This window comes from Streptomyces sp. NPDC002623, assembly GCF_053592635.1.
In genome coordinates this window covers 282,437-303,130 of the sequence record NZ_JBSFWB010000010.1, presented here as the reverse complement: position 1 = coordinate 303,130, position 20,694 = coordinate 282,437, and the positions used below count along the sequence as shown (strand labels likewise).

At 72.4% G+C, this 20,694-nt stretch carries 24 protein-coding genes; 10 read left to right on the top strand and 14 right to left on the bottom strand.

Annotated elements, in window-relative coordinates; translation table 11 throughout:
* Positions 1 to 340: 340 nt before the first annotated feature.
* Positions 341 to 940 carry an HD domain-containing protein gene (locus tag ACWD4O_RS20895; protein ID WP_451281708.1) on the bottom strand — a complete coding sequence of 200 codons (600 nt, stop codon included), beginning with the start codon at positions 938 to 940 and terminating at the stop codon, positions 341 to 343.
* A gap of 23 nt (positions 941 to 963) precedes the next feature.
* A complete protein-coding gene (locus tag ACWD4O_RS20890; RefSeq protein ID WP_451281706.1) occupies positions 964 to 1,758 on the bottom strand; it encodes an alpha/beta fold hydrolase in 795 nt (264 codons plus the stop codon).
* A 138-nt stretch (positions 1,759 to 1,896) separates the two neighbouring features.
* Here ACWD4O_RS20890 and ACWD4O_RS20885 point away from each other — a divergent pair, with 138 nt between their 5' ends.
* Positions 1,897 to 2,913 carry a phosphotransferase family protein gene (locus ACWD4O_RS20885; protein WP_451281704.1) on the top strand — a complete coding sequence of 339 codons (1,017 nt, stop codon included), beginning with the start codon at positions 1,897 to 1,899 and terminating at the stop codon, positions 2,911 to 2,913.
* Between the two features lie 209 nt (positions 2,914 to 3,122).
* Here the strand turns inward: ACWD4O_RS20885 and ACWD4O_RS20880 are convergent, their stop codons facing one another.
* Positions 3,123 to 4,115, bottom strand: a complete 993-nt coding sequence (locus tag ACWD4O_RS20880) for an SDR family NAD(P)-dependent oxidoreductase (protein ID WP_451281702.1) — start codon at positions 4,113 to 4,115, stop codon at positions 3,123 to 3,125.
* Positions 4,116 to 4,406: 291 nt separating this feature from the next.
* A complete protein-coding gene (locus tag ACWD4O_RS20875; protein WP_451281700.1) occupies positions 4,407 to 5,417 on the bottom strand; it encodes a PHP domain-containing protein in 1,011 nt (336 codons plus the stop codon).
* A 124-nt stretch (positions 5,418 to 5,541) separates the two neighbouring features.
* On the opposite strand from ACWD4O_RS20875, the gene ACWD4O_RS20870 reads away from it, so the two are divergent.
* Positions 5,542 to 5,778 (top strand): hypothetical protein, encoded by a 237-nt coding sequence (locus ACWD4O_RS20870; RefSeq protein WP_363169094.1) that lies wholly within the window; start codon positions 5,542 to 5,544, stop codon positions 5,776 to 5,778.
* Between the two features lie 10 nt (positions 5,779 to 5,788).
* Here the strand turns inward: ACWD4O_RS20870 and ACWD4O_RS20865 are convergent, their stop codons facing one another.
* Both ACWD4O_RS20865 and ACWD4O_RS20860 read right to left on the bottom strand, forming a co-directional pair.
* Positions 5,789 to 6,484 carry a VanZ family protein gene (locus ACWD4O_RS20865; protein WP_451281698.1) on the bottom strand — a complete coding sequence of 232 codons (696 nt, stop codon included), beginning with the start codon at positions 6,482 to 6,484 and terminating at the stop codon, positions 5,789 to 5,791.
* A 47-nt stretch (positions 6,485 to 6,531) separates the two neighbouring features.
* Positions 6,532 to 7,221, bottom strand: a complete 690-nt coding sequence (locus ACWD4O_RS20860; protein ID WP_451281696.1) for a DUF4230 domain-containing protein — start codon at positions 7,219 to 7,221, stop codon at positions 6,532 to 6,534.
* A gap of 314 nt (positions 7,222 to 7,535) precedes the next feature.
* Between ACWD4O_RS20860 and ACWD4O_RS20855 the strand changes: the two genes are divergently transcribed.
* Positions 7,536 to 8,489, top strand: a complete 954-nt coding sequence (locus ACWD4O_RS20855) for a ribose-phosphate diphosphokinase (protein WP_451281694.1) — start codon at positions 7,536 to 7,538, stop codon at positions 8,487 to 8,489.
* Between the two features lie 67 nt (positions 8,490 to 8,556).
* Here ACWD4O_RS20855 and ACWD4O_RS20850 read toward each other — a convergent pair whose 3' ends face one another.
* Positions 8,557 to 8,997 carry an anti-sigma factor antagonist gene (locus ACWD4O_RS20850; RefSeq protein ID WP_451281692.1) on the bottom strand — a complete coding sequence of 147 codons (441 nt, stop codon included), beginning with the start codon at positions 8,995 to 8,997 and terminating at the stop codon, positions 8,557 to 8,559.
* A gap of 153 nt (positions 8,998 to 9,150) precedes the next feature.
* The gene (locus ACWD4O_RS20845; RefSeq protein WP_451281737.1) at positions 9,151 to 9,543 is read right to left on the bottom strand and encodes a MarR family winged helix-turn-helix transcriptional regulator; all 393 of its coding nucleotides are present in this window, start codon (positions 9,541 to 9,543) and stop codon (positions 9,151 to 9,153) included.
* Between the two features lie 176 nt (positions 9,544 to 9,719).
* Between ACWD4O_RS20845 and ACWD4O_RS20840 the strand changes: the two genes are divergently transcribed.
* Both ACWD4O_RS20840 and ACWD4O_RS20835 read left to right on the top strand, forming a co-directional pair.
* Positions 9,720 to 11,174, top strand: a complete 1,455-nt coding sequence (locus ACWD4O_RS20840; protein WP_451281690.1) for an aldehyde dehydrogenase family protein — start codon at positions 9,720 to 9,722, stop codon at positions 11,172 to 11,174.
* 43 nt (positions 11,175 to 11,217) lie between these two features.
* Positions 11,218 to 12,324 carry an NAD(P)-dependent alcohol dehydrogenase gene (locus ACWD4O_RS20835; RefSeq protein ID WP_451281688.1) on the top strand — a complete coding sequence of 369 codons (1,107 nt, stop codon included), beginning with the start codon at positions 11,218 to 11,220 and terminating at the stop codon, positions 12,322 to 12,324.
* Positions 12,325 to 12,327: 3 nt separating this feature from the next.
* On the opposite strand, the gene ACWD4O_RS20830 is transcribed toward ACWD4O_RS20835, so the two are convergent.
* Entirely contained in the window at positions 12,328 to 13,278 is a 951-nt protein-coding gene (locus tag ACWD4O_RS20830) for an NADP-dependent oxidoreductase (RefSeq protein ID WP_451281686.1), read from the bottom strand.
* Positions 13,279 to 13,348: 70 nt separating this feature from the next.
* Here ACWD4O_RS20830 and ACWD4O_RS20825 point away from each other — a divergent pair, with 70 nt between their 5' ends.
* Both ACWD4O_RS20825 and ACWD4O_RS20820 read left to right on the top strand, forming a co-directional pair.
* Positions 13,349 to 14,305 (top strand): GlxA family transcriptional regulator, encoded by a 957-nt coding sequence (locus ACWD4O_RS20825; RefSeq protein ID WP_451281684.1) that lies wholly within the window; start codon positions 13,349 to 13,351, stop codon positions 14,303 to 14,305.
* 62 nt (positions 14,306 to 14,367) lie between these two features.
* Entirely contained in the window at positions 14,368 to 15,228 is an 861-nt protein-coding gene (locus ACWD4O_RS20820; RefSeq protein ID WP_451281682.1) for a hypothetical protein, read from the top strand.
* Between the two features lie 7 nt (positions 15,229 to 15,235).
* Here ACWD4O_RS20820 and ACWD4O_RS20815 read toward each other — a convergent pair whose 3' ends face one another.
* Together ACWD4O_RS20815 and ACWD4O_RS20810 are read right to left on the bottom strand one after the other, a co-directional pair.
* Positions 15,236 to 15,799: a TetR/AcrR family transcriptional regulator gene (locus ACWD4O_RS20815; protein ID WP_351917441.1), complete on the bottom strand. Its 564-nt coding sequence runs from the start codon at positions 15,797 to 15,799 to the stop codon at positions 15,236 to 15,238.
* A complete protein-coding gene (locus tag ACWD4O_RS20810) occupies positions 15,796 to 16,158 on the bottom strand; it encodes a DUF1304 domain-containing protein (RefSeq protein ID WP_351917443.1) in 363 nt (120 codons plus the stop codon). The genes ACWD4O_RS20815 and ACWD4O_RS20810 overlap by 4 nt, the downstream gene beginning before the upstream one ends.
* 115 nt (positions 16,159 to 16,273) lie before the next feature.
* On the opposite strand from ACWD4O_RS20810, the gene ACWD4O_RS20805 reads away from it, so the two are divergent.
* Positions 16,274 to 16,738, top strand: coding sequence for a pyridoxamine 5'-phosphate oxidase family protein (locus ACWD4O_RS20805; RefSeq protein ID WP_451281679.1), 465 nt, complete (start codon positions 16,274 to 16,276; stop codon positions 16,736 to 16,738).
* Positions 16,739 to 16,841: 103 nt separating this feature from the next.
* Here ACWD4O_RS20805 and ACWD4O_RS20800 read toward each other — a convergent pair whose 3' ends face one another.
* Positions 16,842 to 17,303 carry a nitroreductase family deazaflavin-dependent oxidoreductase gene (locus tag ACWD4O_RS20800; protein ID WP_451281677.1) on the bottom strand — a complete coding sequence of 154 codons (462 nt, stop codon included), beginning with the start codon at positions 17,301 to 17,303 and terminating at the stop codon, positions 16,842 to 16,844.
* A gap of 116 nt (positions 17,304 to 17,419) precedes the next feature.
* Complete coding sequence (locus ACWD4O_RS20795) at positions 17,420 to 18,043, bottom strand: LysE family transporter (protein ID WP_451281675.1); 624 nt, start codon at positions 18,041 to 18,043, stop codon at positions 17,420 to 17,422.
* Positions 18,044 to 18,268: 225 nt separating this feature from the next.
* On the opposite strand from ACWD4O_RS20795, the gene ACWD4O_RS20790 reads away from it, so the two are divergent.
* Positions 18,269 to 18,784 (top strand): flavoprotein, encoded by a 516-nt coding sequence (locus tag ACWD4O_RS20790; RefSeq protein WP_451281673.1) that lies wholly within the window; start codon positions 18,269 to 18,271, stop codon positions 18,782 to 18,784.
* A gap of 34 nt (positions 18,785 to 18,818) precedes the next feature.
* Positions 18,819 to 19,787 carry an aldo/keto reductase gene (locus ACWD4O_RS20785; protein ID WP_451281671.1) on the top strand — a complete coding sequence of 323 codons (969 nt, stop codon included), beginning with the start codon at positions 18,819 to 18,821 and terminating at the stop codon, positions 19,785 to 19,787.
* A gap of 67 nt (positions 19,788 to 19,854) precedes the next feature.
* Here the strand turns inward: ACWD4O_RS20785 and ACWD4O_RS20780 are convergent, their stop codons facing one another.
* A complete protein-coding gene (locus ACWD4O_RS20780; RefSeq protein WP_451281669.1) occupies positions 19,855 to 20,679 on the bottom strand; it encodes a phytanoyl-CoA dioxygenase family protein in 825 nt (274 codons plus the stop codon).
* Positions 20,680 to 20,694: the final 15 nt, after the last annotated feature.

Sequence of the window (20,694 nt, the reverse complement as noted above, 5' to 3'; positions counted from 1 at the left end):
GGTGCGGCCGCCGGCCCGCCGGCACCGGGTAGGGCCGCCGGCCCACCGGCACCGGGTGCGGCCGCCGGCCCGCCGGCACCGGGTAGGGCCGCCGGCCCACCGGCACCGGGTAGGGCCGCCGGTCCACCGGCACCGGGTGCGGCGGCGCGGCCCGCGGGTCGGCCGAACGCCTCCGGCGGCCTCGGTCCTGGCACCGGCCACCCGGGCCTGCCCGGCCGGTCCTGCCGCAGACGCCGTGCTGTTCAGGCACCGCCGCTTTCCTGCGCCCTGCTCCGCCGGACAGGCCCTGGCCGGGCGGCCACGTCGCGGACGAGCGGGCCGCGGCGCAGGTCCGGCCCGCTCAGCCGTGGACGGAGTGCGCCGCCTGCCAGGCCAGCCGGAGGTCCGCGTCCTCGCCGAGGCCGGTGAGGAACTCGTCGAGATCGAGGAACTCCTGCCACACCGGCCGACCGCCGGCCCGCGAGAGCTCCGCCACGACCAGGTCCTCCAGGTCGGCCACCCGTTTGTTCTTCCAGACCTTGTCGGCCAGGCTCACCAACAGGTCCGGCAGGGCGACGTCGGGGGCCGTCCAGGAGGCGTGGGTCCCGGCGAACCGCGCGAGATCGGGGCGCACGCCGTGGGCCAGCAGGAGTTCCCGGCCGGCCTCCTCGTGCCGGGCGCCGGGGCCGGACAGCTCGCCCGGGTGCAGGGTCTTGCCGATGTCGTGCGTGGCCGCACCGAACAGCACCGCCTCCCGGTCCACGGCCGCCGCCGGACAGTGCGCCCCGATCCAGCCGACGAGCCGGTCCGCGACATCGTGGACGGCCCGGAGGTGAGCCACCAGCCGGGGCTGCGCACCGACCTCGGCCAGCAGCGCCGCCACCTCCGCGGGCAGCGGACGCAAGTCGGGCTCCGAGGTCTCGTCCAGGGCGATGGACAGCACGGTGGAGGCAGCGGTCATTCGGTCAGCCTAGTCAGGGCGCCTCACGCGACGCCTGCGAGGAACTCGCGGACGGCGGGGGCGAGGGCGTGGGCGAGGTCCTCGGCGGTCCGGAGGTCGTTGCCGATCGCGATCGTGGCCAGTCGCCCGTGCGGGAGGACGGCGGCGGCCGCCTCGGCGAGGGCGGTGGGGTGACGTGGGTCGGCGCCGGGGAAGACGAGGGTCGGCGCGGTGATCGCGGCGAGTTCCTCGACGCCCCGGAAGGAGCGGTCATGGCCGATGGCGGCCGCGGCCACGATGCTGGCGGGGTCCGAGCGGGGGATAGCGTCGCGCACCATGTCCCCGACGACGGGCGGGAAGCCGGCGAGGATCGGCTCCCAGCCCGCCTCGATCCCGTCGGCCGCGACCCGGGCGGCGAACGCGTCCAGGAAGCGGATCTCGGCCTCCTTCGCCGCGTCGTCCTCGATGTCCTCGACGCCGATCAGCACGGCGGCCCGGACCCGGTCCGGGTGTGCGGCGGCCGTCCGCAGCGTGATCGTGGAGCCCAGGCCCGCCCCGGCGAGCACGGCGCCGGGCAGGTCCAGGCGGTCCAGGAGCCGGATCACGTCGTCGGTGTACTGGGCCCAGGTGTGGCGGGCCGGGTCGGTGCAGACCGAACGGCCGTAGCCCCGCAGGTCGGGGAGCACGACCGTCCAGCGGTCGGCGAGCCGCTCGGCCAGCGGAAGCATGCTCCTGTGGTCGGGGCCGCCGGCGTGCATCAGGACGAGGGCCGGACCTGCTCCGACGGTGGTGGCGTGCAGGGCGCAGTCGTCGGCCGCCCGGAAGCTGATCTCTGCCATGAGCCGAACCTAGACCGGGCGCGACCGGGTCCGGTACGCATAATCCGCCGACCGGTATCGCATTCCCGCCACCCGGCCGTCGTCCGTACCCTCTACGGTGATCGCGCTCCTGGCGGACCGGAGAAGGGTGGGCACACGGTGACGGACTCGAGGGACTCGACCGATTCGACCGACTCGACCGACTCGACCGACTCGACCGACTCCTGGGAACGGGCCAGGCAGGTGCTGGCGACGGCGGCCGTCCCGCCCGACCGGCTGGCCCGTGTGCGTCCGCTCACCGGCGGCACGTACAACACCGTCGAGGAACTCCGTCTGACGGACGGCAGCCGCTATGTGCTGAAGGTCGCGCCCACCGCGCCGGGCCTGCGCTACGAGAGCCGACTGCTGATCGGGGAGGCGGAGTTCTGCCGTGGGGCGGCCGCGGCCGAGGTGCCGGCGCCGCAGGTCGTGGCCGTCGACGGGCGGCTGCTGCTGATGACGGCGTGCCCCGGCACCCCCTGGGACAGCTCGCTCGACGCCGTCGAACAGAGCGAGCTGCGTGCCGAGCTGGGCCGTCAGGTCGCCCGGCTGCATCAGGTCACCGGGCCCGGCTTCGGCTACCCCTCCGGCGCGTTCGGCCCGCTCGCCCCCGACTGGCGCACCGCGTTCACGACGATGTTCGACGGCATCCTCGACGACGCCCGCTGGCACGGCGCCCGACTGCCCCGGCCCGTCGACGAGGTGGCCGCCGTCGCCCGGACCGCCTACGACGCCCTCGACGAGGTCACCGTCCCCCGGCTGGTCCACTTCGACCTGTGGCAGGGCAACGTCCTGGTGGACCGCCACGCCGACGGAAGGCCCCGGATCGGGGGCCTCATCGACGGCGAACGCATGTTCTGGGGCGACCCCCTCGCGGACTTCGTCTCGCTGGCGCTGCTGGGGGACATCAGAAAGGACGAAGCCTTCCTCGGGGGCTACCGCGACGCCGGAGGCCGGGCCGCCTTCGACCGGCCGGCCCGGCTGCGCCTCGCCCTCTACCGCGCCTACCTCTACCTGATCATGCTCGTCGAGACGATCCCCCGGGCGAGCGGCGCGGACCACGACCGCTGGCTGCAGGAGACGGTCGACCCGGAACTCCTGGCAGCGCTGGACGAGATCGCCGCCCCGACGCCCTGAAGCCCCGCCGCCCCGCCGCCCTGAAGCCCCGGCGGTCCGGCGGCCCGGTGGCCTGGCGGCCTGAAGCTCCGACGGTCCGGCGGCCCGGCGGCCCGGTGGCCTGGCGGCCTGAAGCCCCGGCGGTCCGGCGGCCCGGTGGCCTGGCGCCCCGGTGGCCTGGCGGCCCGTGGCCTGGCGGCCCGTGGCCTGGCGGCCCGGCGGCCTGCGGGCTATCCCTTCGCGGGGAACGCGTTCACGCCTGTCAGTTCGGCGGACAGCTCCCATAGGCGTGCCGCCTGCTCCGGGTCCTTCGCCCAGGCCTTGACGCCGGCCGTGGCGTCGTCCGCCGAGGCCGGCTCGGCGATGTCGCAGTCCTCCAGGTAGACGCCGCCCATCCGGGCCAGCTGCGGCGAGGTCGCCGCCCACACCTGGGTGGCCGCGCCCTGCTCCGGGGACTTGAAGCCCTCGGGGTTGAGCACGTTGCCGTTCTCGTCGATCCAGCCGCGCTCCACCATCTCCTGCTTCGGGAGGTGCCGCTGGAGGGGCGTGATGATGCCGCCGGGGTGCAGGGCGAAGGCCCGTACGCCCCGGTCCCGGGCCAGCCTGTCGAGGTGGACGGCGAACAGCACGTTCGCCGTCTTGGCCTGCCCGTACGCCGCCCACTTGTCGTAGCCCTCGCGCCACTGGACGTCGTCCCAGCGCATGCCGGCGAAGTGGTGGGCCCGCGAGGAGACGGAGACGATCCGGGCGCCGCCGGGCTCGATCGCGGGCCACAGCCGGTTCACGAGGGCGAAGTGCCCGAGGTGGTTGGTGGCGAACTGCGCCTCCCAGCCGGGGCCGACCCGGGTCTCGGGGCAGGCCATGATCCCGGCGCTGCCGATGAGGAAGTCGATGGTCCGGCCCGAGGCGAGGAACCGGTCGGCGAAGGCGCGCACGCTCTCCTGGTCGCCGAGGTCCAGCTCGTCCGTCTCGACGCCGTCGAGGCCGGCGAGGTTCTCGCGGGCGGCCGCCGGGCGGCGTGCGGGGACGACGACACGGGCGCCGGCCTTGACCAGCGCGCGGGTCGTCTCCAGTCCGAGGCCGGAGTAGCCGCCCGTGACGACGGCCAGCTTCCCGGTCAGGTCGATGCCCTGCAGGACGTCGTCGGCGGTGCTCGTGGCGCCGAAGCCCGAGCCGATCTTGTGCTGTGCGGTGTCGCTGCTGTCCATGGCGCTGTTGTTCATGTCCACAACGCTACGAATTGGAGTGCTCTCGAAGTCAAGCGCGACGGGCGGGCAGGGGAAAGCCCCGACCGCAACGGGGGAATCACGGTCGGGGCGGTCTTCGGGGGTCGGCACCCGCGGGACACTGTGCCATCCGCACCCACACTCGGTTCAACGATGAACTACCTATGAGTGTTCCCGGGCCCGCCGCACCACGCGGTGAAGTGCGTCACCGAGTGCATCGCCGGGCGCGTCACCGGGCGCGTCACCGGGCGCGGCGCCTGGGCGTCACCGAGTGTGTCACCGTCCGCGTCACGCCTCGCTCGTCCAGGTCAGCAGATCCGCCAGCGGCCAGGCGGTCACGATCCGTTCCGCGGGCACCCCGCACTCCTCGGCCCGCGCGCAGCCCAGGACCTGCCAGTCCAGCTGGCCGGGCGCGTGCGCGTCGGTGTCGACCGAGAACAGCACCCCCGCCGCCACGGCCCGGCGCAGCAGCCGGCGCGGCGGGTCGAGCCGCTCGGGCCGGCTGTTGATCTCCACGGCCGTACCGGACTCGGCGCACGCCGCGAACACCTCGTCCGCGTCGAACTGCGACTCCGGCCGTCCGCTCAGCAGCCGCCCGGTGCAGTGGCCGAGGATGTCGGCATGCGGATCGCGCACCGCTTTCACCATGCGGCGGGTCATCGCACGGGCCTCCATGCGCAGCTTGGAGTGCACGGACACGACGACCACGTCGAGCCGCTCCAGCAGCTCCGGCTCCTGGTCCAGCGACCCGTCGTCGAGGATGTCGCACTCGATGCCGGTCAGCAGCCGGAACGGCGCCCAGGTCGCGTTGAGTTCCTCGACCACGTCCAGTTGCCGACGCAGCCGCTCGGGAGAGAGCCCGCGGGCCACCGTCAGCCGGGGCGAGTGGTCGGTGAGCGCGGCCCACTCGTGGCCGAGTGCGGCCGCCGTCCGGCCCATCTCCTCGATGGGGCTGCCGCCGTCCGACCAGTCGGAGTGGACATGGCAGTCCCCGCGCAGCAGCGCCCGGAGCCGGGTCCCGGCGCCGTCCGTCAGCGGCAGGCCCGCCTCGCCGCCCTCCAGCTTCTCCAGGTAGGCCGGCGTCCGGCCGGCGAGTGCCTCACGCGCCACCTGCGCGGTCTTCGGGCCCACGCCCTTGAGCGACTCCAGCGTCCCGGCCGCCGCCCGCTGCTCGACCTCCGCCGCGGGCAGCCGCGCCAGCACCCGGGACGCGGTGCGGAAGGCGCGCACACGGTAGGTCGGCGCCAGGGACCGCTCCAGCAGGAAGGCGATCCGGTCCAGGGCCTCGACGGGATCCATCGCCACCTCCTGGCTCCAGCGTTCCCCACCCGTGACCGGACCGCACGACGGACGTTCGGCCCCTGCCGGTTTCAGTGGACACCCGGTGATTCGTCCAGAACAGTTCCGCTTTACCCTCTATGGCATGAGCGAAATCGCGAACCTCCGTGTGTCCCACCCGCGGATCATCGTGCTGGGGGTGCAGCCGGCCCCCGCTCCGTTCCGCATCGTGGAAATCGACGCCGAGGTGGTCGGCGAGGCGAGGGAAGTGACCGACGTCCTCGTCATAGCCGCCGCCCACGGCATCACGGTCCATGACCTCGACGACCCCGATGTCGTGCGGTGGGTGGGCGGGGACCGCTACACCTGGACCCCGCACTGAGCCGCCCCCGTCACCGGCGCTTGTCCCGCGCGTGCACCGCACGGCTCACCCTGCGGCCCAGCAGCAGGTAACCGATCAGCGCGCCCGTGGTGTTGAGGATGACGTCGTCGATGTCGAAGGCGCGCCCGGTGACCAGCGCGCCCTGGGCGAGCTCCACCGACAGCATGACGGCCGCGGTCAGCAGCAGCACCCGCAGCAGCCCGCGCGCCCGGGGCGCCATGACCGGCACCAGGACCCCGAAGGGCACGCCGAGCAGCAGGTTCCCGCCGATCTGCTTCACGGCGTCGCGCAGTTCCGGCTGGTCCAGATAGGCCCGCAGCGAGTCGCCCGGACGCAGGTTGGAGTGTATGAGCGCCTCGGAGGCGGGCGACGGCTCCAGGGTGACCCGGGCGAGCACGACGGCGAACGCCACCATGAACGCGAAGGCGAACAGCATCGCCAGCAGCCGCAGCGGGAACGGCAGCGGCCGCCGCTCGGCAGCCGACGCCTTGGCCGACTTGGCCCCCTTCTTCGCCGGCGCTGCCGGTGCCGCCTTCGCCGCCCTTGACGTCTTCGCCGTCTTCGCCGTCTTGGCCGTCTTCGCCGCCTTCGTCGGTGCGGCAGGCTTCCCGCTCCCCTTCGGCGGTTCCTTCGGCGCGGCGGGCTTTTCGGTCCTGGCGGTGCGCAGACGGAACGCGGTGAGCGGACGTAGGGCGGTACGGGCCATGCGGTCCTCCAGTCTTCAACTTCCCTGCGTGACAAGGCGAGCGGGGATCAGGGGCCGTAGGCCACCTTCACCTCCTTGAAGCCGAGGGAGTGCAGCAGGCCCTGGAGCATGTCGGTGGTGTTGGACTCGGCGCGCGTGGTCAGCTCGCTCTCCTTCGCCGCGTCCCCGATGTGCCTGACCGCGAGTTTCTGCACGGCCTGCTCACCGTTGGGGTTGTCCGAGAAGAGGTCGCCGAGGCGGTCGAGGAGACCGCGCTGCTTGGAGACCGCGTAGGAGCGGTCGGGGTCGAGCGCCGGCGTGCCGAGCTGGGCGTGCGGCAGCCGGAGCGTGGCGGAGGTGCGGTCGGCGTCGACCGTCACGTCCTTGTCGCCGACCTTGCCGAGGTCGACGAAGGCGTCCACGGTGCCCGCCCCGACGTACAGGGTGCGGGTGCCGCGGAGCGCGTCGGGGAGGTACTTGGCGTCCTTCTCCAGATCGACCACGACCTGGAAGTTGCCGGAGGCGGCGTCGTAACGGCTCATGTCCTGGATGGACTTGAGCAGTGCGGGGCCGGAGCGGTCATGGGTCTCGGTGCCGAAGAAGTCGCGCAGTCCCGGCAGCAGGCTGAGCCGGATCCCGGCGAACATCACGATGAGCACGACCACGACGGCGGTGAGCACCTTGGCCCAGCCGGGCATCCGGCCGACTCGGCGCCCGACGGGCTTGGCGGTCTTGGTGGGCTCTGTGGAAGTCGTCATCCAGACGGTCCCCCTTCCTACTGACCGGATGCCCGCCAATTCCGTTGTCAGACCGCCCTGTTGACAACCTGTGACAGGAGGGGCCGCGGATGTGGCGGACGGTCGTCACCGGCCTTCCCGGGACCTGAGGGGCGCCGGAGCACGCCAGGGCACGCCTGAGCACTTTTGGCCACTCCGGAGCACTCCTGGCCACTATCGGGCACTTCTGGCCACTTCTGGCCGCTTCTGGGTACTCCTGAGGGTGGGCAAAACGGGCGTGGTCCGTAGCATGAGAGATCCCGCCCCAGCCGGACATGATCAGCGAGGAGCCGATCGTGCGAGACATCTCCGTGTTCAGCGGTAGTGCCCACCCCGAGCTGGCAGCCGAGGTCTGTGCCCACCTCGGCGTGCCCCTGAGCCCCACCCGCCTCAGCCGGTTCGCCAACGACTGCCTGGAGGTCCAGCTCCAGGCCAATTGCCGGGAACGGGACGTCTTCCTCGTCCAGCCCCTGGTCAAGCCCGTGCAGGAGCACCTCGTGGAGCTGCTGCTGATGTGCGACGCGGCCCGGGGGGCGTCGGCGGGCCGGATCACCGTCGTCATGCCGCACTATTCCTACGCGCGCTCCGACAAGAAGGACGCGCCCCGGATCTCCCTGGGCGGACGCCTGGTCGCCGACCTGATGGCGGCGGCCGGCGTGCACCGCGTGCTCGCGATGACCCTGCACTCGCCCCAGGTGCACGGCTTCTTCTCGATGCCCGTCGATCATCTGCACGCCCACCGGGAACTGGCCGCGCACTTCCGCCGCTACGACCTCACCCGCACCACGGTCGTCTCACCGGACCTCGGCAACGCCAAGGAGGCCGCGGCCTTCGCCCGGATGATCGGCGCCCAGGTGGCGGCGGGCGCCAAGCAGCGGTACGCCGACGACCGGGTCAGCATCAGCGCGGTGATCGGCGAGGTCACCGGGCGGGACGTCATCGTCCTCGACGACGAGATCGCCAAGGGCAGCACCGTCCTCGAACTTCTCGACCGGCTGCGGGAGCTGGAGCCGCGTTCGATACGGGTGGCCTGCACGCACGGGCTGTTCGCGGCCGGCGCCCTCAAACGGCTCAGCGAGCAGAGCGACGTGCTGGAGATCGTATGCACCAACACCGTGCCGGTGCCCGCCGAGGAGCACACCGACAAGCTGCGGATCCTGTCCATCGCCCCCGCCCTCGCCGAGGCCGTGCGCCGTATTCACAACGGTGAGTCGGTCAGCGCCCTGTTCGACGCGGCGCGCAGCGAATAGCCGGGAAGGAGTGGAGAGCGGTTCGGGCGGTTCACCGGGGATCGTCGGGCAGCGCTTCGGGGCGCCGTCATAACGTGCCGGACGTGGCCTCGGGCTGTTCCAGGGCCGCGTCCAGCGTCGTGGCGGGCGGCAGCAGCCGGTACAGCCCGGTGGCCCGCAGGATGCGCAGGGTGAGCGGATGGGCGCAGACCAGATGCAGATGCCCGCCGCGGTCGAGGACCCGGCGGCGCGCCCGGTACAGCAGGCGCAGCCCGGAGCAGTCGAAGAACTCGATCCGGGTCAGGTCGATCACGATCCGCGGCGCCGGGCCGACGGTCGCGTCGTCGAGGCGCGGGCCGATCTCCGTCGCCGCGACGATGTCGATCTCGCCGTGGAACTCGAGCACCGTGTACCCCCGGTCCTGGCGAATGCGCAGATGCGGGGTGTCCGGTGCGGGTTCCTGCTGCACGACGACATCGCCTCCAACCCGCTCCACCGGTCGGGAGCCTCCAACGGCCGGGGAGCGCATAGCAGTTCCCCGCACCAGCAAGTTACCCCCGATGGAGTGAATTCCAGCATGTTCGATTGACATATGTCTTCGAAATGCAACCGACTCTGGCCGAGTTTTTTCGCCCTGCGAACGAAGGGGGGAGGGCGGTCGGCGAGGGGCGGTCGGGGGGTGCTAGGAGAGTGCTTGCCATGCCTTGGAGAGAGCTGTGCGGAACTGCTCCGACTGGTGGACCGTGAGCCCCCCTATCATGCGTTCCTCCAGCTCCCGCACCGGCCCCGCGTGCCGGTCGAGCAGCTCGCGCCCCTCGTCGGTCAGCAGGATCAGCAGCTCGCGCCGGTTGCGCGGATTGCGCTCGCGGCGGATCAGGCCGCGCCCCTCCAGGGAGCGCACCAGATCGGCGATGGACTGGGCCGTGACGAAGGAGTCCCGGGCCAGCTGAGCCGCCGACAGTCCGTCGTGCCGCTCCAGTACGGTGAGCGCCGTGTACTGCAGTGCGGTGATCCCGGACGGTTTGACCAACTCGTCCAGATGGGATCGCACGACCAGTTCCACCTGCTTCACCATGTAGAGCAGGGACGGAGGCGCCCGGTGGGGCGTGGGTGCGGACGATGCGTTGCTCGTCTGGGTGCCGGCCATGAGTCCGAGCGTAGAGCATTGACAGGAAACCTGTCTGTAAAGAGACTGCGGACCAACAGGAATCCTGTTTGTTGAAATCTTGGCGACGATGCTGAGGAGTGGCGATGACCACCTTCGAGATCGACCCCGGTCGACTGTTCATCGGGGGACAGTGGCGCGAGGCCGCGGACGGAGCGCGGACCGAGGTGGTCGACCCGTCCCGGGGCGCGGTCGTCACCACCGTCGCGGAGGCGGGCGCCGCCGACGTGGACGCGGCGGTACGGGCGGCCCGCGCGGCCTTCGACTCCGGCGCCTGGTCCGGACTCAGCGGCCGCGAGCGCGGCCGCATCCTGCTCAGGATCGCGGAACTGATCCGCGCCGAGGCCGACGACATCGCCCGCCTCGAGAGCCTGGACGTCGGCAAGCCGATCACCCTGGCGCACGCGGTCGACGTCACGAACGCCGCCAACGACTACGAGTACTTCGCGACCCTCGCCTTCTCCCTGGAGGGCGGCAACCGCGACGTCCCGATGAACGCCCTCGCGTACACCAGGCGCGGCCCGATCGGCGTGGTCGCGGCGATCACCCCGTTCAACTTCCCGCTGATCCTGGCCGGCTCGAAGATCGCCCCGGCCCTCGCCGCGGGCAACACGGTCGTCCACAAGCCCGCCGACGAGACCCCGCTGAGCGCCCTGTACATGGCAGGTCTGTTCCAGCGGGCCGGCGTCCCGGACGGCGTCGTCAACGTCGTCACCGGCAGCGGGCCGGTGGCCGGCGAGGCGCTGCTGCGGCACCCCGGCGTCGACAAGATCGCCTTCACCGGCTCCACCGCGGTCGGCCGGCACGCCGCGAGCGTCGCCGGGGAGAACCTCAAGCAGGTCACGATGGAGCTCGGCGGCAACGCGGCGCACCTCGTCTTCGAGGACGCCGACCTGGAGAAGGCCGTCGGCGCGGTCATCAAGGGCTTCGTCTTCAACACCGGCCAGTTCTGCATGGGCGGCCCGCGGCTGCTGGTGGCCCGCCCGGTCTACAGCACCCTGCTGAACATCCTCGCCGAGGCCGTCCCCGGCGTGCCCGTCGGCGACCCCCGCGCGGTGGAGACCGTGGTGGGCCCGATGGCGGGGGAGAAGCACCTGCGCAAGGTCGAGGAGTACGTCGACCTCGCCCGCAAGGAGGGCGCCCGCATCGTCTGCGGCGGCGAGCGGCTCGACCTCGACGGCGGCTACTACTACAAGCCCACCGTCATCGCCGACCTCGCGAACGACTCCCGGGTCGTCCAGGAGGAGATCTTCGGCCCGGTCCTCACCGTCCAGCCCTTCGACGACGAGGACGAGGCGATCGCCCTCGCCAACTCCACGCCGTACGGACTGGCCTCGGGCGTCCAGACCGGCAACCTGGCCCGCGCCCACCGGGTCGCCGACCGCCTCCAGGCAGGCATCGTCTGGGTCAACGACTGGGCGATGCTCGACCCCGCCGTCCCCTTCGGCGGCGTCAAGGACTCCGGCTTCGGCCGCGAGTACGGCCCCGAGGCGCTCACCTCGTACACCAAGGTCAAGTCCGTCGTCGTCTCGCTCGACTGAACGCGGTCGCCGAACAGCCTGTGCAGCAAAGGGAGTTCCTTCGATGTCCATCACCACCCGCGCCGCCGTCGTCGAGTCCGGCGGAGCACCCTTCACCCTCTCCGAGGTCGTCCTCGACGACCCCGCCCCGCACGAGGCGGTCGTCCGCCTGGTGGCGGCCGGACTGTGCCACACCGACCTCGGGGTGGCGAGCGGCGGGCTGCCCTTCCCGCTGCCCGGAGTCCTCGGCCACGAGGGCGCGGGCGTCGTGGAGGCGGTCGGCTCGGCCGTCACCGGCGTGGCCCCGGGCGACCATGTCGTGCTGTCCTTCACGTCCTGCGGCGACTGCCGCAACTGCCACGGAGGCCACCCCGCCTACTGCGCCACCTGGCTGCCGCTGAACCTCATCGGCGGCCGCCGCGCCGACGGCACCGGCACCATCAGCCGGGACGGCGAGACCCTCGGCGGCCACTTCTTCGGCCAGTCGTCCTTCGCCGAGCGGGCGTTGGTCGACGAGCGCAGCCTGGTCAAGGTCGACCCGGACGTACCGCTGACGTCGATCGCCCCGCTGGGCTGCGGGGTGCAGACCGGCGTCGGCGCCGTCTGGAACGTGCTGAAGCCGGTGATCGGCTCCACGATCGTCGTCCTCGGCGCCGGGGCCGTGGGCCTGTCGGCGGTCATGGCGGCCGCGCTCACCCCGGCCACCAAGATCATCGCCGTCGACAGGGTCGCCGAACGCCTGGAACTGGCCAAGGAGTTGGGCGCCACCCACACCGTGGACGCCGGCCAGGCCGCCCTCGGCGAGGCCATCGCGGAGATCACCGGCGGGCAGGGCGCCGACGGCATCGTGGAGACCACGGGCAGCACCGCCGTCCTGCGCCAGGGCGTCGACGCGCTGGCCGCCCGCGGCACCCTCGTCATCGTCGGCGCACCGGCCTTCGGCACCGAGGTCGCCCTGGACGTCAACGGGATGCTGGGCGGCAAGCAGGTCGTCGGCCTCACCCTCGGCGACAGCGAGACGCAGAGCTTCATCCCGGCCCTGGTCGAACTGGTCAAGGCCGGGCGGCTGCCGCTGGACCGCCTGATCGGCGCCTACGCCTTCGAGGACATCGGCCAGGCGGTCCAGGACATGACCTCGGGCAAGACCATCAAGCCGGTGCTCACCTTCTGAGCCCTACTCCACGACCAGGACCAGCTTTCCGGTGGTCCGGCCGGTGTCGCCGAGCCTGTGCGCCTCGGCGGCATCGGCCAGCGGGAAGGTCCCCGCGATCGTGGCGCGCAGCTCGCCCGCCTCGACCAGCTCGGCGATCGCCCGCATCCCGGCCCGGTCGGCGTCCACGAGGATCCAGGTCGCCCGCACGCCGAGCCGCTCGGCCTCCTCGAACAACTCCTGCCGGGCTCCCGGCAGGATCGACACCACGATTCCGCCCGGACGCAGGACGCGCAACGAGCGCACCGGGATGTCGCCGCCCACGGTGTCCAGGACCACGTCGACGTCCTTCACCGCCTCGGTGAAGTCGGTCTCCCGGTAGTCGATCGCCTCGTCGACGCCGATCTCCCGCAGGAAGTCGTGCTTGCCCGCGCTCGCCGTGCCGATCACATACGCGCCGCGCGCCTTCGCGATCTGCACGGCCACATGCCCGACGCCGCCCGCGGCCGCGTGGATCAGGACCCGCTGCCCGGCCCGCAGTTCCGCGGTCTCCACCAGCGCCTGCCAGGCGGTCAGCGAGACCAGCGGCAGCGCGCCCGCCTGGACGTGGTCGATCGCGGTCGGCTTGTGCCACAGGGCTCGGCCCGGCGCGATCACGAACTCGGCGTGCGAGCCGTGGCCGTAGGGGTACGGCAGCATGCCGAAGACTGCGTCGCCCGGCTTGAACGCGGTCACGCCGAGGCCGACCGCCGCGACGGTTCCGGAGACGTCCCAGCCCAGGACGAAGGGCGGTTCGCCCAGCAGGGCGCCGGTGGCCCGGTGCTTCCAGTCGGTCGGGTTGACGCCGGCGGCGTGCACCCGGACCAGTACCTCGTTGGTGCGCGGCGCGGGCCGCGCGACCTCCTCTTCCCTCAGTACCTCGGGACCGCCGAGGGTGTCCTGACCGATGGCGCGCATGGTGTTCTCAGTGCTCATGGCAACCAGCCTGCCGGGCCCCGGAGCAGCAGGAAATGGCATGATTGCCAACCTTCGATAAGATCGTGCCATGGTGACAATCGCAGCGAAGCACCGGGTCGTCGTCCTCGCCCTCGGCGGCGTCTACCCCTTCGAGCTGGGCATCCCGAGCCGCATCCTCGGCGCGGCCGACGATCACTACGAGGTGCTGACCTGCACGGTCGACGGCGAGCCGGTGCGCACCAACGCCGACTTCACCATCGGCGTCGAGCACGGACCGGAAGTGCTGGAGAGCGCCGACACGGTCGTGATCGCGCCGGTCGCCCACGAGTGGGTGGCCGAGGAGCTGCCGGACGGCGTCGCCGAGGCCCTCGCCCGCATCCGCCCGGACGCCCGCATCGTCTCCATCTGCACCGCCGCGTTCGTCCTCGCCGCGGCCGGTCTCCTCGACGGCCGCCGGGCCACCACCCACTGGCATGTCACCGACCGCTTCCGCCGTATGTATCCCCGGGTCGAGCTCGACCCGGACGTCCTCTTCGTCGACGACGGCCGGGTGCTGACCTCGGCCGGCGCGGCCTCCGGCGTCGACGTCTGCCTGCACCTGGTGCGCAAGGACCACGGCCATGAACTCGCCAACAAGGTGGCCCGCCGCTGTGTCGTGCCGCCGTACCGCGACGGCGGCCAGGCCCAGTACATCGAACAGCCGGTGCCCGAGGCCGGCGCGGCGAGCACGGCGGCCACCCGCGCCTGGGCCCTGGAACGCCTCGACCAGCCGCTCGCCCTGGCCGAGCTCGCCGCACACGCCCGGATGAGCCTGCGCACCTTCGCCCGCCGCTTCCACGACGAGGTGGGTCTGAGCCCCGGCCGCTGGCTGATCCAGCAGCGCGTGGTGCACGCCCGGCAGCTGCTGGAGGCCAGCGACCTCTCCGTCGACCAGATCGCCGGCCGGGTCGGCTTCGCCACCGGCGCCTCGCTGCGCCAGCACCTGCACGCGGCCATCGGAGTCTCCCCGCAGGCGTACCGCAGGACGTTCCAGGCGGCCCGCTGAACGTTTTGGGCCGCTGCGGCGTCGCAGGGGTGCAGGAAACGGCCGGTGGAACGGGGACGGGTATGCGCAAGGGGTTCATGGCGGTGGCGCTGACGGCGCTGGTGACGGCCGTGGGATGCGGGGCCGGGGAAGGGGGCGAGGACGACGTGATCATCGACTACGGGCCGGCGGCGACCCCGTACAGCGGCCCGCTCCACATCGCCACCAGGGAGCTGGACGAGGACACCCCGCAGGCCCTGCTCCTCGCCTCGGGCGCCGCGGGCCGGGCGCTGGAGTGCGACGGCGAGATCTCCTGGGGCGGCGGACCCGACGGGTGGAGCAGACGGGACGGCGGTGACACGCCCGAGGACGGGCTGCGGCTCTACTTCGACCTCTTCGAGCGGCCGGCCCCGCACTCGGGATTCCGCGTCGAGCGCGAGGAGTCCGACCGCGTCCTGTACTCGTACGACGTCGGCGGCCGGACGAAGGTGGCGGTCGTCGTCGCCAAGGACCAGAAGGACAGGCCGGGTTGGGGCCCGGAGACCAACGCCTCCTGCGACCCCGCAGAACTCCCCGCAAGCGTCACCGACTCCGGCGACGAGGAGATCTGGACCGACCGGAACGGGAAGCGGATCCCGACCACCACACTCAGCAGCTACGCCGGCGCGGAGCACTGCGACTGGGAGCAGGTGCACTTCCTCGGGATGGGCCGCAGCAAGGACCACCGGCAGTACGTCCGCGACCCCGACGGCGTGCTCCCGGGCGAACTGCTCACCGCCCCGTACGACGGCGACGTCCGGATGCCGGCCGACGCGCGCGACACCGGATACCGCTACCGGGGCCGACAGCTGTGGCTGACGGACGACCGCAGGACGGCCTACGTCCGCACGTCCGACGGCGTCGAGGCCTGGCCGCTGGCGACCGATACGGTGGCCTGCCGCTGACTCTCGCTCAGCGGCTCGCGTGCAACGCGACGAGCAACTGCCACACCTGGTCGGCGATCTCGCCGGGGGCGCCCTCGAGGTCGCCGTGCAGCCAGTCCGCCAGCACTCCGGCGAAGGTCGCGGCGACGGCCGAGGCGACCAGCGGCGCGTCCGCCGCACCCGCCCGCGTCCGCTCCCGCAGGCTGTAGGCCCGCAGGTCCCGGTGCAGCACCCGGCCGAGCGGCCCGCCGCCGCCCGGCGCGAGCAGGGTGCGGTACAGCGTGGCGTGCGGGGTCAGCGAACCGAAGAACTCCGCCAGCGCGGCCGGCGCCCGCACCGGGTCCGGCCGCCCCTGCCAGGAGTGCAGCGCCTCCACGGCCTCGCGCACGACGTCCGCACAGGCGTCGACCGCGAGGGCCTCCAGGTCGGGATAGTGCACATAGAAAGTGGCCCGGCCGACCCCGGCCCGCCGCACCAGCGCGGCCACCCCCACCTCCTCCAACGGCCGCTCGGCGCACTCCTCGAGCAGCGCGGAGCGCAGCCTCGCCCGGGTGCGGGCCGCCCGCGGGTCCTCGGGCTCGCCGCGGGTCACTGCGCGATCAGGACGGCGGCCAGGGCGAGCGCGCCCGGCAGCGCCTGTGCGACCAGGATCCGGCGGTTCGCCGTCACCGCGCCGTACACGCCCGCGACGATCACGCAGGACAGGAAGAACACCTGCGCCCGGAACCCGGTCGGGTCGGCCGCGATCAGCCCCCACACCAGACCCGCCGCCAGAAACCCGTTGTAGAGCCCCTGGTTGGCGGCCATCGCGGCGGTCTTTTTGGCCATCTCCGCATCGAACCCGTGGAAGCCCATCCCCGGCTTCTTCTGCCACAGGAACATCTCCATCACCAGGATGTAGACGTGCAGTGCGGCCACCAGGACGACGAGCACGTTCGCCAGGATTTCCATGATCTCCCTCAAACAGTCTTGGACAGGTGTCCACTATAACGGGACACCTGTCCAAGAAGTCCAGCCGACGACGGCGGCCGCTGGCCCGCCGGCGGATCACGGTCACACTGAGAACATGACGCGAGTACCCGCACGCGCTGCGCGGCAGCGCAAGACCGACACACTGCACCGGCTGGAACACGACGCCGACGCCTGGGTCGCCACGGCAGGTGCGGAGGGCGCCGCCCCCTATCTGGTCCCGCTCTCCTTCGTCTGGGACGGCGCGACGCTGCTCTTCGCCACGCCCGCCACCAGCCCCACCGGCCGCAATCTGCTGGCCACCCGCATCGCGCGGATCGCGGTCGGCCCGACCCAGGACGTCGTGATGATCGAGGGCTCCGCCGTGGCCGTGCCGCCCGCCGAACTGCCGGAGGAGGACGCCGAGATCTTCGCGGGCAAGACCGGCTTCGACCCGCGTGAACTGTCCGCGCCCTACCTGTACTTCCATGTCCTGCCCAGCCGGATCCAGGCCTGGCGCGCGGCCGACGAGATCCAGGGGCGGGAGCTGATGCGGGACGGGAAGTGGCTCGTGGCCGACTGAGACCGGGGCGCGAGAGAGCCCCGCCGCGACGGGGGAACGCGGCGGGGCCTGAATGACGGGTGCCCGGTGGGAGCACCTTCATGCATCCCTGCGGCAGATTTTTCTATGAAATCTCTGGAGCGCTGTCGTCCGCTTCCACCACGAACACCGGTATCTCGCGGTCCGTCTTCTTCTGGTAGTCGGCGTACGGCGGATACGCGGCGACGGCGCGCTCCCACCACTCGGCCTTCTCCGCGCCGGTGACCTCGCGGGCCGTCATGTCCTGCTTGCGGGGTCCGTCCTGGAGCTCGACCTGGGCGTCGGCCGTGACGTTGTGGTACCAGACCGGGTGCTTCGGCGCCCCGCCCTGGGAGGCGACCAGGGCGTACCGGCCGTCGTGCTCGACCCGCATGAGCGGCGTCTTGCGGAGCTTCCCGCTCTTCGCGCCCCGGGTCGTCAGCAGGATGACGGGCATTCCCGTGTCCATCAGCGTCGTCCCCTTCGTGCCGCCGGAGCTCTCGTACAGCTCCACCTGCTCACGTACCCACTGCGTCGGGCTGGCTTCGTACTCGCCTTCGAGAGGCATGGCATCCGTCCCCTTCGTCGTGCCGTCATGTCGTCACGGCGGCCGTGCCACGCACGTCCGCCCCGCACCGTGCTTCAACACCGGAGCCCGCGTGATTCATCCGCCCGCGGACCTGTCTACGTCACCATCCGCACGGCCAGCACCGTCATCACCGCGCTCGACACCAGCGCCGTCGCCAGCCGGCCCCGGTGACCGGTCAGCGCCCTGCCCAGCAGCGCGCCGCCCCCGGCGAGCGCCAGCTGCCAGCTCGCGGAGGCGACGAACGCCGCCAGCACGAACACGCCCTGCTCCAGCGGCCGTACGGAATCGACGGCGCCGCTGCCGAGAACCAGCGCGGCGAAGTAGACCACGGTTGTCGGGTTGAGGAGCGTGATGCCGAGAAAGCTGAGATACGCCCGGGCCGGGCTCGGCGGCGGCGGTGTGGAGTGCGTGGCGAGACGGCGCGCCCGGTGCTGTCGGACGGCCGTCAGCGCGCCCAGTGCCGCCAGCGCCAGCAGGACCGCCGCCGAGGCCCAGCTCAGCGGCGTCAGCACCGGCCGCAGCACGGCGGCGACGGCGGCGCCCCCGACCGTGGCGACCAGGGCGTAGAGCCCGTCGGCGGTGGCGACGCCGAGCGCGGCGCACAGGCCGGTGCGCAGGGAGGTGCGGGCGGTGAGCGAGACGAGGTAGGTCCCGACCGCGCCGACGGGTACGGCGATGCCGTAGCCCGCGACCAGGCCCGCGACGAGCGCGGCCGTCACGGTCGTGCGGCGTCGGTCCTACGGGGACGGCCGGGCTGCTGTCGACCCGTCGCCGGAAGAGCGGCGGCGGACGTCAGCGGCGGAAGGGCGTCGAAGGTGGCCATGGCCGGATCCTGCGGCTGACGACCGCCGGACGGCAACCCGTTTTCCCGACGCCGTCCCCGGAGCGCCCCGCGCCCCGGGACCGGACGCGGCCGGTCCTCGCCGCTTGAGTAGGGTTCGCGGGTGAGCCAACAGGACGAACAGCCGCCCTTTCTCTACGTCGTCGTCTGCGCCGCCGGCATCGCCGCGGACGTCGGCAGGCTGATCACCGCCGCGCAGGAACGGGAGTGGCATGTCGGTGTCATCGCGACGCCCCACGCCATGAACGGCTTCTTCGACACCGCCGCCGTCGAGGCGCAGACCGGGCGGCCGATCCGCTCCGCCTGGCGGCGGCCCGGCGACCCGCGGCCGTTCCCGGAGCCCGACGCGGTGGTCGTCGCCCCGGCCACGTTCAACACGATCAACAAGTGGGCGGCGGGCATCGCCGACACCCTGGCCCTGGGCACCCTGTGCGAGGTCGCCGGCCTGGGCGTGCCCGTCGGCGTCCTGCCCTGCGTGAACGAGACCCTCGGCGGCCACCCCGCCTACCAGGACAGTCTGATCCGGCTGCGCGGCATGGGCGTCCGGTTCGGGTACCCCTACGACGGCGCGGAGGGCGAGGAATTCGGGTGGCAGCGGGCGCTCGACCTGATTGGCTGAACACCTGCCCACACCGATGTCAGGAGCGGCGACGATGCAGTATGTGAAGCTCGGCTCGACGGGTCTGGACGTGTCGCGGATCTGTCTGGGCTGTATGACCTACGGAGTTCCCGACCGGGGAGCGCACGAGTGGACCCTCGACGAGGAGGCGTCCCGGCCGCTGATCCGGCAGGCGTTGGAGTCCGGCGTCAATTTCTTCGACACCGCGAACGTCTACTCCGACGGCACCAGCGAGGAGATCGTCGGCCGGGCCCTGCGCGAGTTCGCCCGCCGGGACGAGATCGTGCTCGCGACGAAGGTGCACGGCCGGATGCGGCCCGGCCCCAACGGCGGCGGTCTGTCCCGCAAGGCGATCCTGTCCGAGATCGACCACAGCCTGAGCCGTCTGGGCACCGACTACGTCGACCTGTACCAGATCCACCGCTTCGACCCGCACACCCCGGTCGAGGAGACGATGGAGGCGCTGCACGACCTGGTGCGGGCGGGCAAGGTCCGCTACCTCGGGGCGAGTTCGATGTACGCCTGGCAGTTCGCCAAGATGCAGCACACGGCCGAGCGGCACGGCTGGACCAGGTTCGTGTCGATGCAGAACCACTACAACCTCCTCTACCGGGAGGAGGAGCGCGAGATGCTGCCCCTGTGCGCGGACCAGGGCGTCGGCATCCTGCCCTGGAGCCCGCTGGCCCGAGGCCGCCTCACCCGCGACTGGGGCGCCGAGACCGGCCGCAGCGCCACGGACGGCTTCGGCGGCTCCCTCTACGCGGAGGGCGACCGCAGCATCGTCGAGGCGGTCACCCGCGTCGCGACCGACCGGGGCGTCCCGCGTGCGCAGGTCGCCCTCGCCTGGCTCCTCCAACAGCCCACGGTGACCGCCCCGATCGTCGGAGCCGCGAAGCCCCAGCACCTCGAGGACGCGGTGGCGGCGCTCGAACTGACCCTGACCGAGAAGGAGTCGGAGGAACTTCAGCAGCCCTACACGCCCCACCCGATCGCCGGCCACTGAGCCTCCCCGGCGCTTTCGCGGGCTCCGGGCGGGCTCAACGCGGGCTCAGGACGGGTTCCGTGCGCGCTCAGTGCGGGCCCTGCGGTGCGAATTCGGTGCCGCAGGGACCCGCCCCCTCGCTGACGGCCAGCGGCACCGGCTCCCCGCTCATCGACACCGTCCGGTAGAAGGAGCCGATGCGCCGCGCGGAGCGGCCCACGTAGTGCCCGATGAACGACCGGCGGAACCGGTCGGCGCTGCGGTTGGGCTGCGAGCCGTGGACCAGGCTGCCGTTGAAGAACAGCACGTCGCCCGGTTCCATGTCGACCGGCGCCGCCGTGAGCCCGGGCGGCGGCGGCACGTACTCCCGCGCGAACGACAGCTCCGCGTCCGCCTCCTCCGGGCAGTACAGGTCCATCCGGTGGGTGCCGGGCACCACTTCCAGGCCGCCGTTGTCCCGGTCGATCACGTCACAGGCCAGCCAGGCCGCCACACAGGTGCCCGGCTCGACCCGCAGATAGAAGTTGTCCTGGTGCAGCGCCTGCCCCCGGGCGCCCGGCGGCTTGAAGTAGAACATGCTCTGCGCGGCCAGCGCCTCCTCGCCGAGCAACTCCTCCAGCACGCCCCGCAGTCGGGCGTCCAGCAGCACCCGCCGGGCGAGGGGACTGATCTCGTGCGGGTTCATCGCCCTGGGGTAGGCGTGCAGCGGATCGGCGGATCCGGGGCGCGGCTCGAAGTGCCCGGGCGCCGGCCGCCCGCTCGCGTGCAGCGCGGCGAACTCCTCGCGCAGCCGCGCGACTTCGTCGTCCCCGAACAATCCGCGGACGACGGTGAAGCCGTCCTCCCGGTACTGCCGCAGCCCGGCCTGGGTCAGGATGGGAGTTCCGGCGGCGCCGATGCCCGTGACTGTCATGCGTGCCCTCCTCGA

Excerpts from the sequence above, each read along its gene's own strand:
- ACWD4O_RS20845 (WP_451281737.1), bottom strand. The coding sequence starts at position 9,543 with ATGGTGAAGCAGGTGGAACTGGTCGTGCGATCCCATCTGGACGAGTTG.
- ACWD4O_RS20785 (WP_451281671.1), top strand. The coding sequence starts at position 18,819 with ATGCAGTATGTGAAGCTCGGCTCGACGGGTCTGGACGTGTCGCGGATC.
- ACWD4O_RS20875 (WP_451281700.1), bottom strand. The coding sequence starts at position 5,417 with ATGGATCCCGTCGAGGCCCTGGACCGGATCGCCTTCCTGCTGGAGCGG.
- ACWD4O_RS20865 (WP_451281698.1), bottom strand. The coding sequence starts at position 6,484 with ATGGCCCGTACCGCCCTACGTCCGCTCACCGCGTTCCGTCTGCGCACC.
- ACWD4O_RS20895 (WP_451281708.1), bottom strand. The coding sequence starts at position 940 with ATGACCGCTGCCTCCACCGTGCTGTCCATCGCCCTGGACGAGACCTCG.
- ACWD4O_RS20830 (WP_451281686.1), bottom strand. The coding sequence starts at position 13,278 with ATGAGCACTGAGAACACCATGCGCGCCATCGGTCAGGACACCCTCGGC.
- ACWD4O_RS20840 (WP_451281690.1), top strand. The coding sequence starts at position 9,720 with ATGACCACCTTCGAGATCGACCCCGGTCGACTGTTCATCGGGGGACAG.
- ACWD4O_RS20870 (WP_363169094.1), top strand. The coding sequence starts at position 5,542 with ATGAGCGAAATCGCGAACCTCCGTGTGTCCCACCCGCGGATCATCGTG.
- ACWD4O_RS20850 (WP_451281692.1), bottom strand. The coding sequence starts at position 8,997 with ATGCGCTCCCCGGCCGTTGGAGGCTCCCGACCGGTGGAGCGGGTTGGA.
- ACWD4O_RS20805 (WP_451281679.1), top strand. The coding sequence starts at position 16,274 with ATGACGCGAGTACCCGCACGCGCTGCGCGGCAGCGCAAGACCGACACA.
- ACWD4O_RS20800 (WP_451281677.1), bottom strand. The coding sequence starts at position 17,303 with ATGCCTCTCGAAGGCGAGTACGAAGCCAGCCCGACGCAGTGGGTACGT.
- ACWD4O_RS20810 (WP_351917443.1), bottom strand. The coding sequence starts at position 16,158 with ATGGAAATCCTGGCGAACGTGCTCGTCGTCCTGGTGGCCGCACTGCAC.
- ACWD4O_RS20835 (WP_451281688.1), top strand. The coding sequence starts at position 11,218 with ATGTCCATCACCACCCGCGCCGCCGTCGTCGAGTCCGGCGGAGCACCC.
- ACWD4O_RS20890 (WP_451281706.1), bottom strand. The coding sequence starts at position 1,758 with ATGGCAGAGATCAGCTTCCGGGCGGCCGACGACTGCGCCCTGCACGCC.
- ACWD4O_RS20780 (WP_451281669.1), bottom strand. The coding sequence starts at position 20,679 with ATGACAGTCACGGGCATCGGCGCCGCCGGAACTCCCATCCTGACCCAG.
- ACWD4O_RS20880 (WP_451281702.1), bottom strand. The coding sequence starts at position 4,115 with ATGAACAACAGCGCCATGGACAGCAGCGACACCGCACAGCACAAGATC.
- ACWD4O_RS20825 (WP_451281684.1), top strand. The coding sequence starts at position 13,349 with ATGGTGACAATCGCAGCGAAGCACCGGGTCGTCGTCCTCGCCCTCGGC.
- ACWD4O_RS20820 (WP_451281682.1), top strand. The coding sequence starts at position 14,368 with ATGCGCAAGGGGTTCATGGCGGTGGCGCTGACGGCGCTGGTGACGGCC.
- ACWD4O_RS20860 (WP_451281696.1), bottom strand. The coding sequence starts at position 7,221 with ATGACGACTTCCACAGAGCCCACCAAGACCGCCAAGCCCGTCGGGCGC.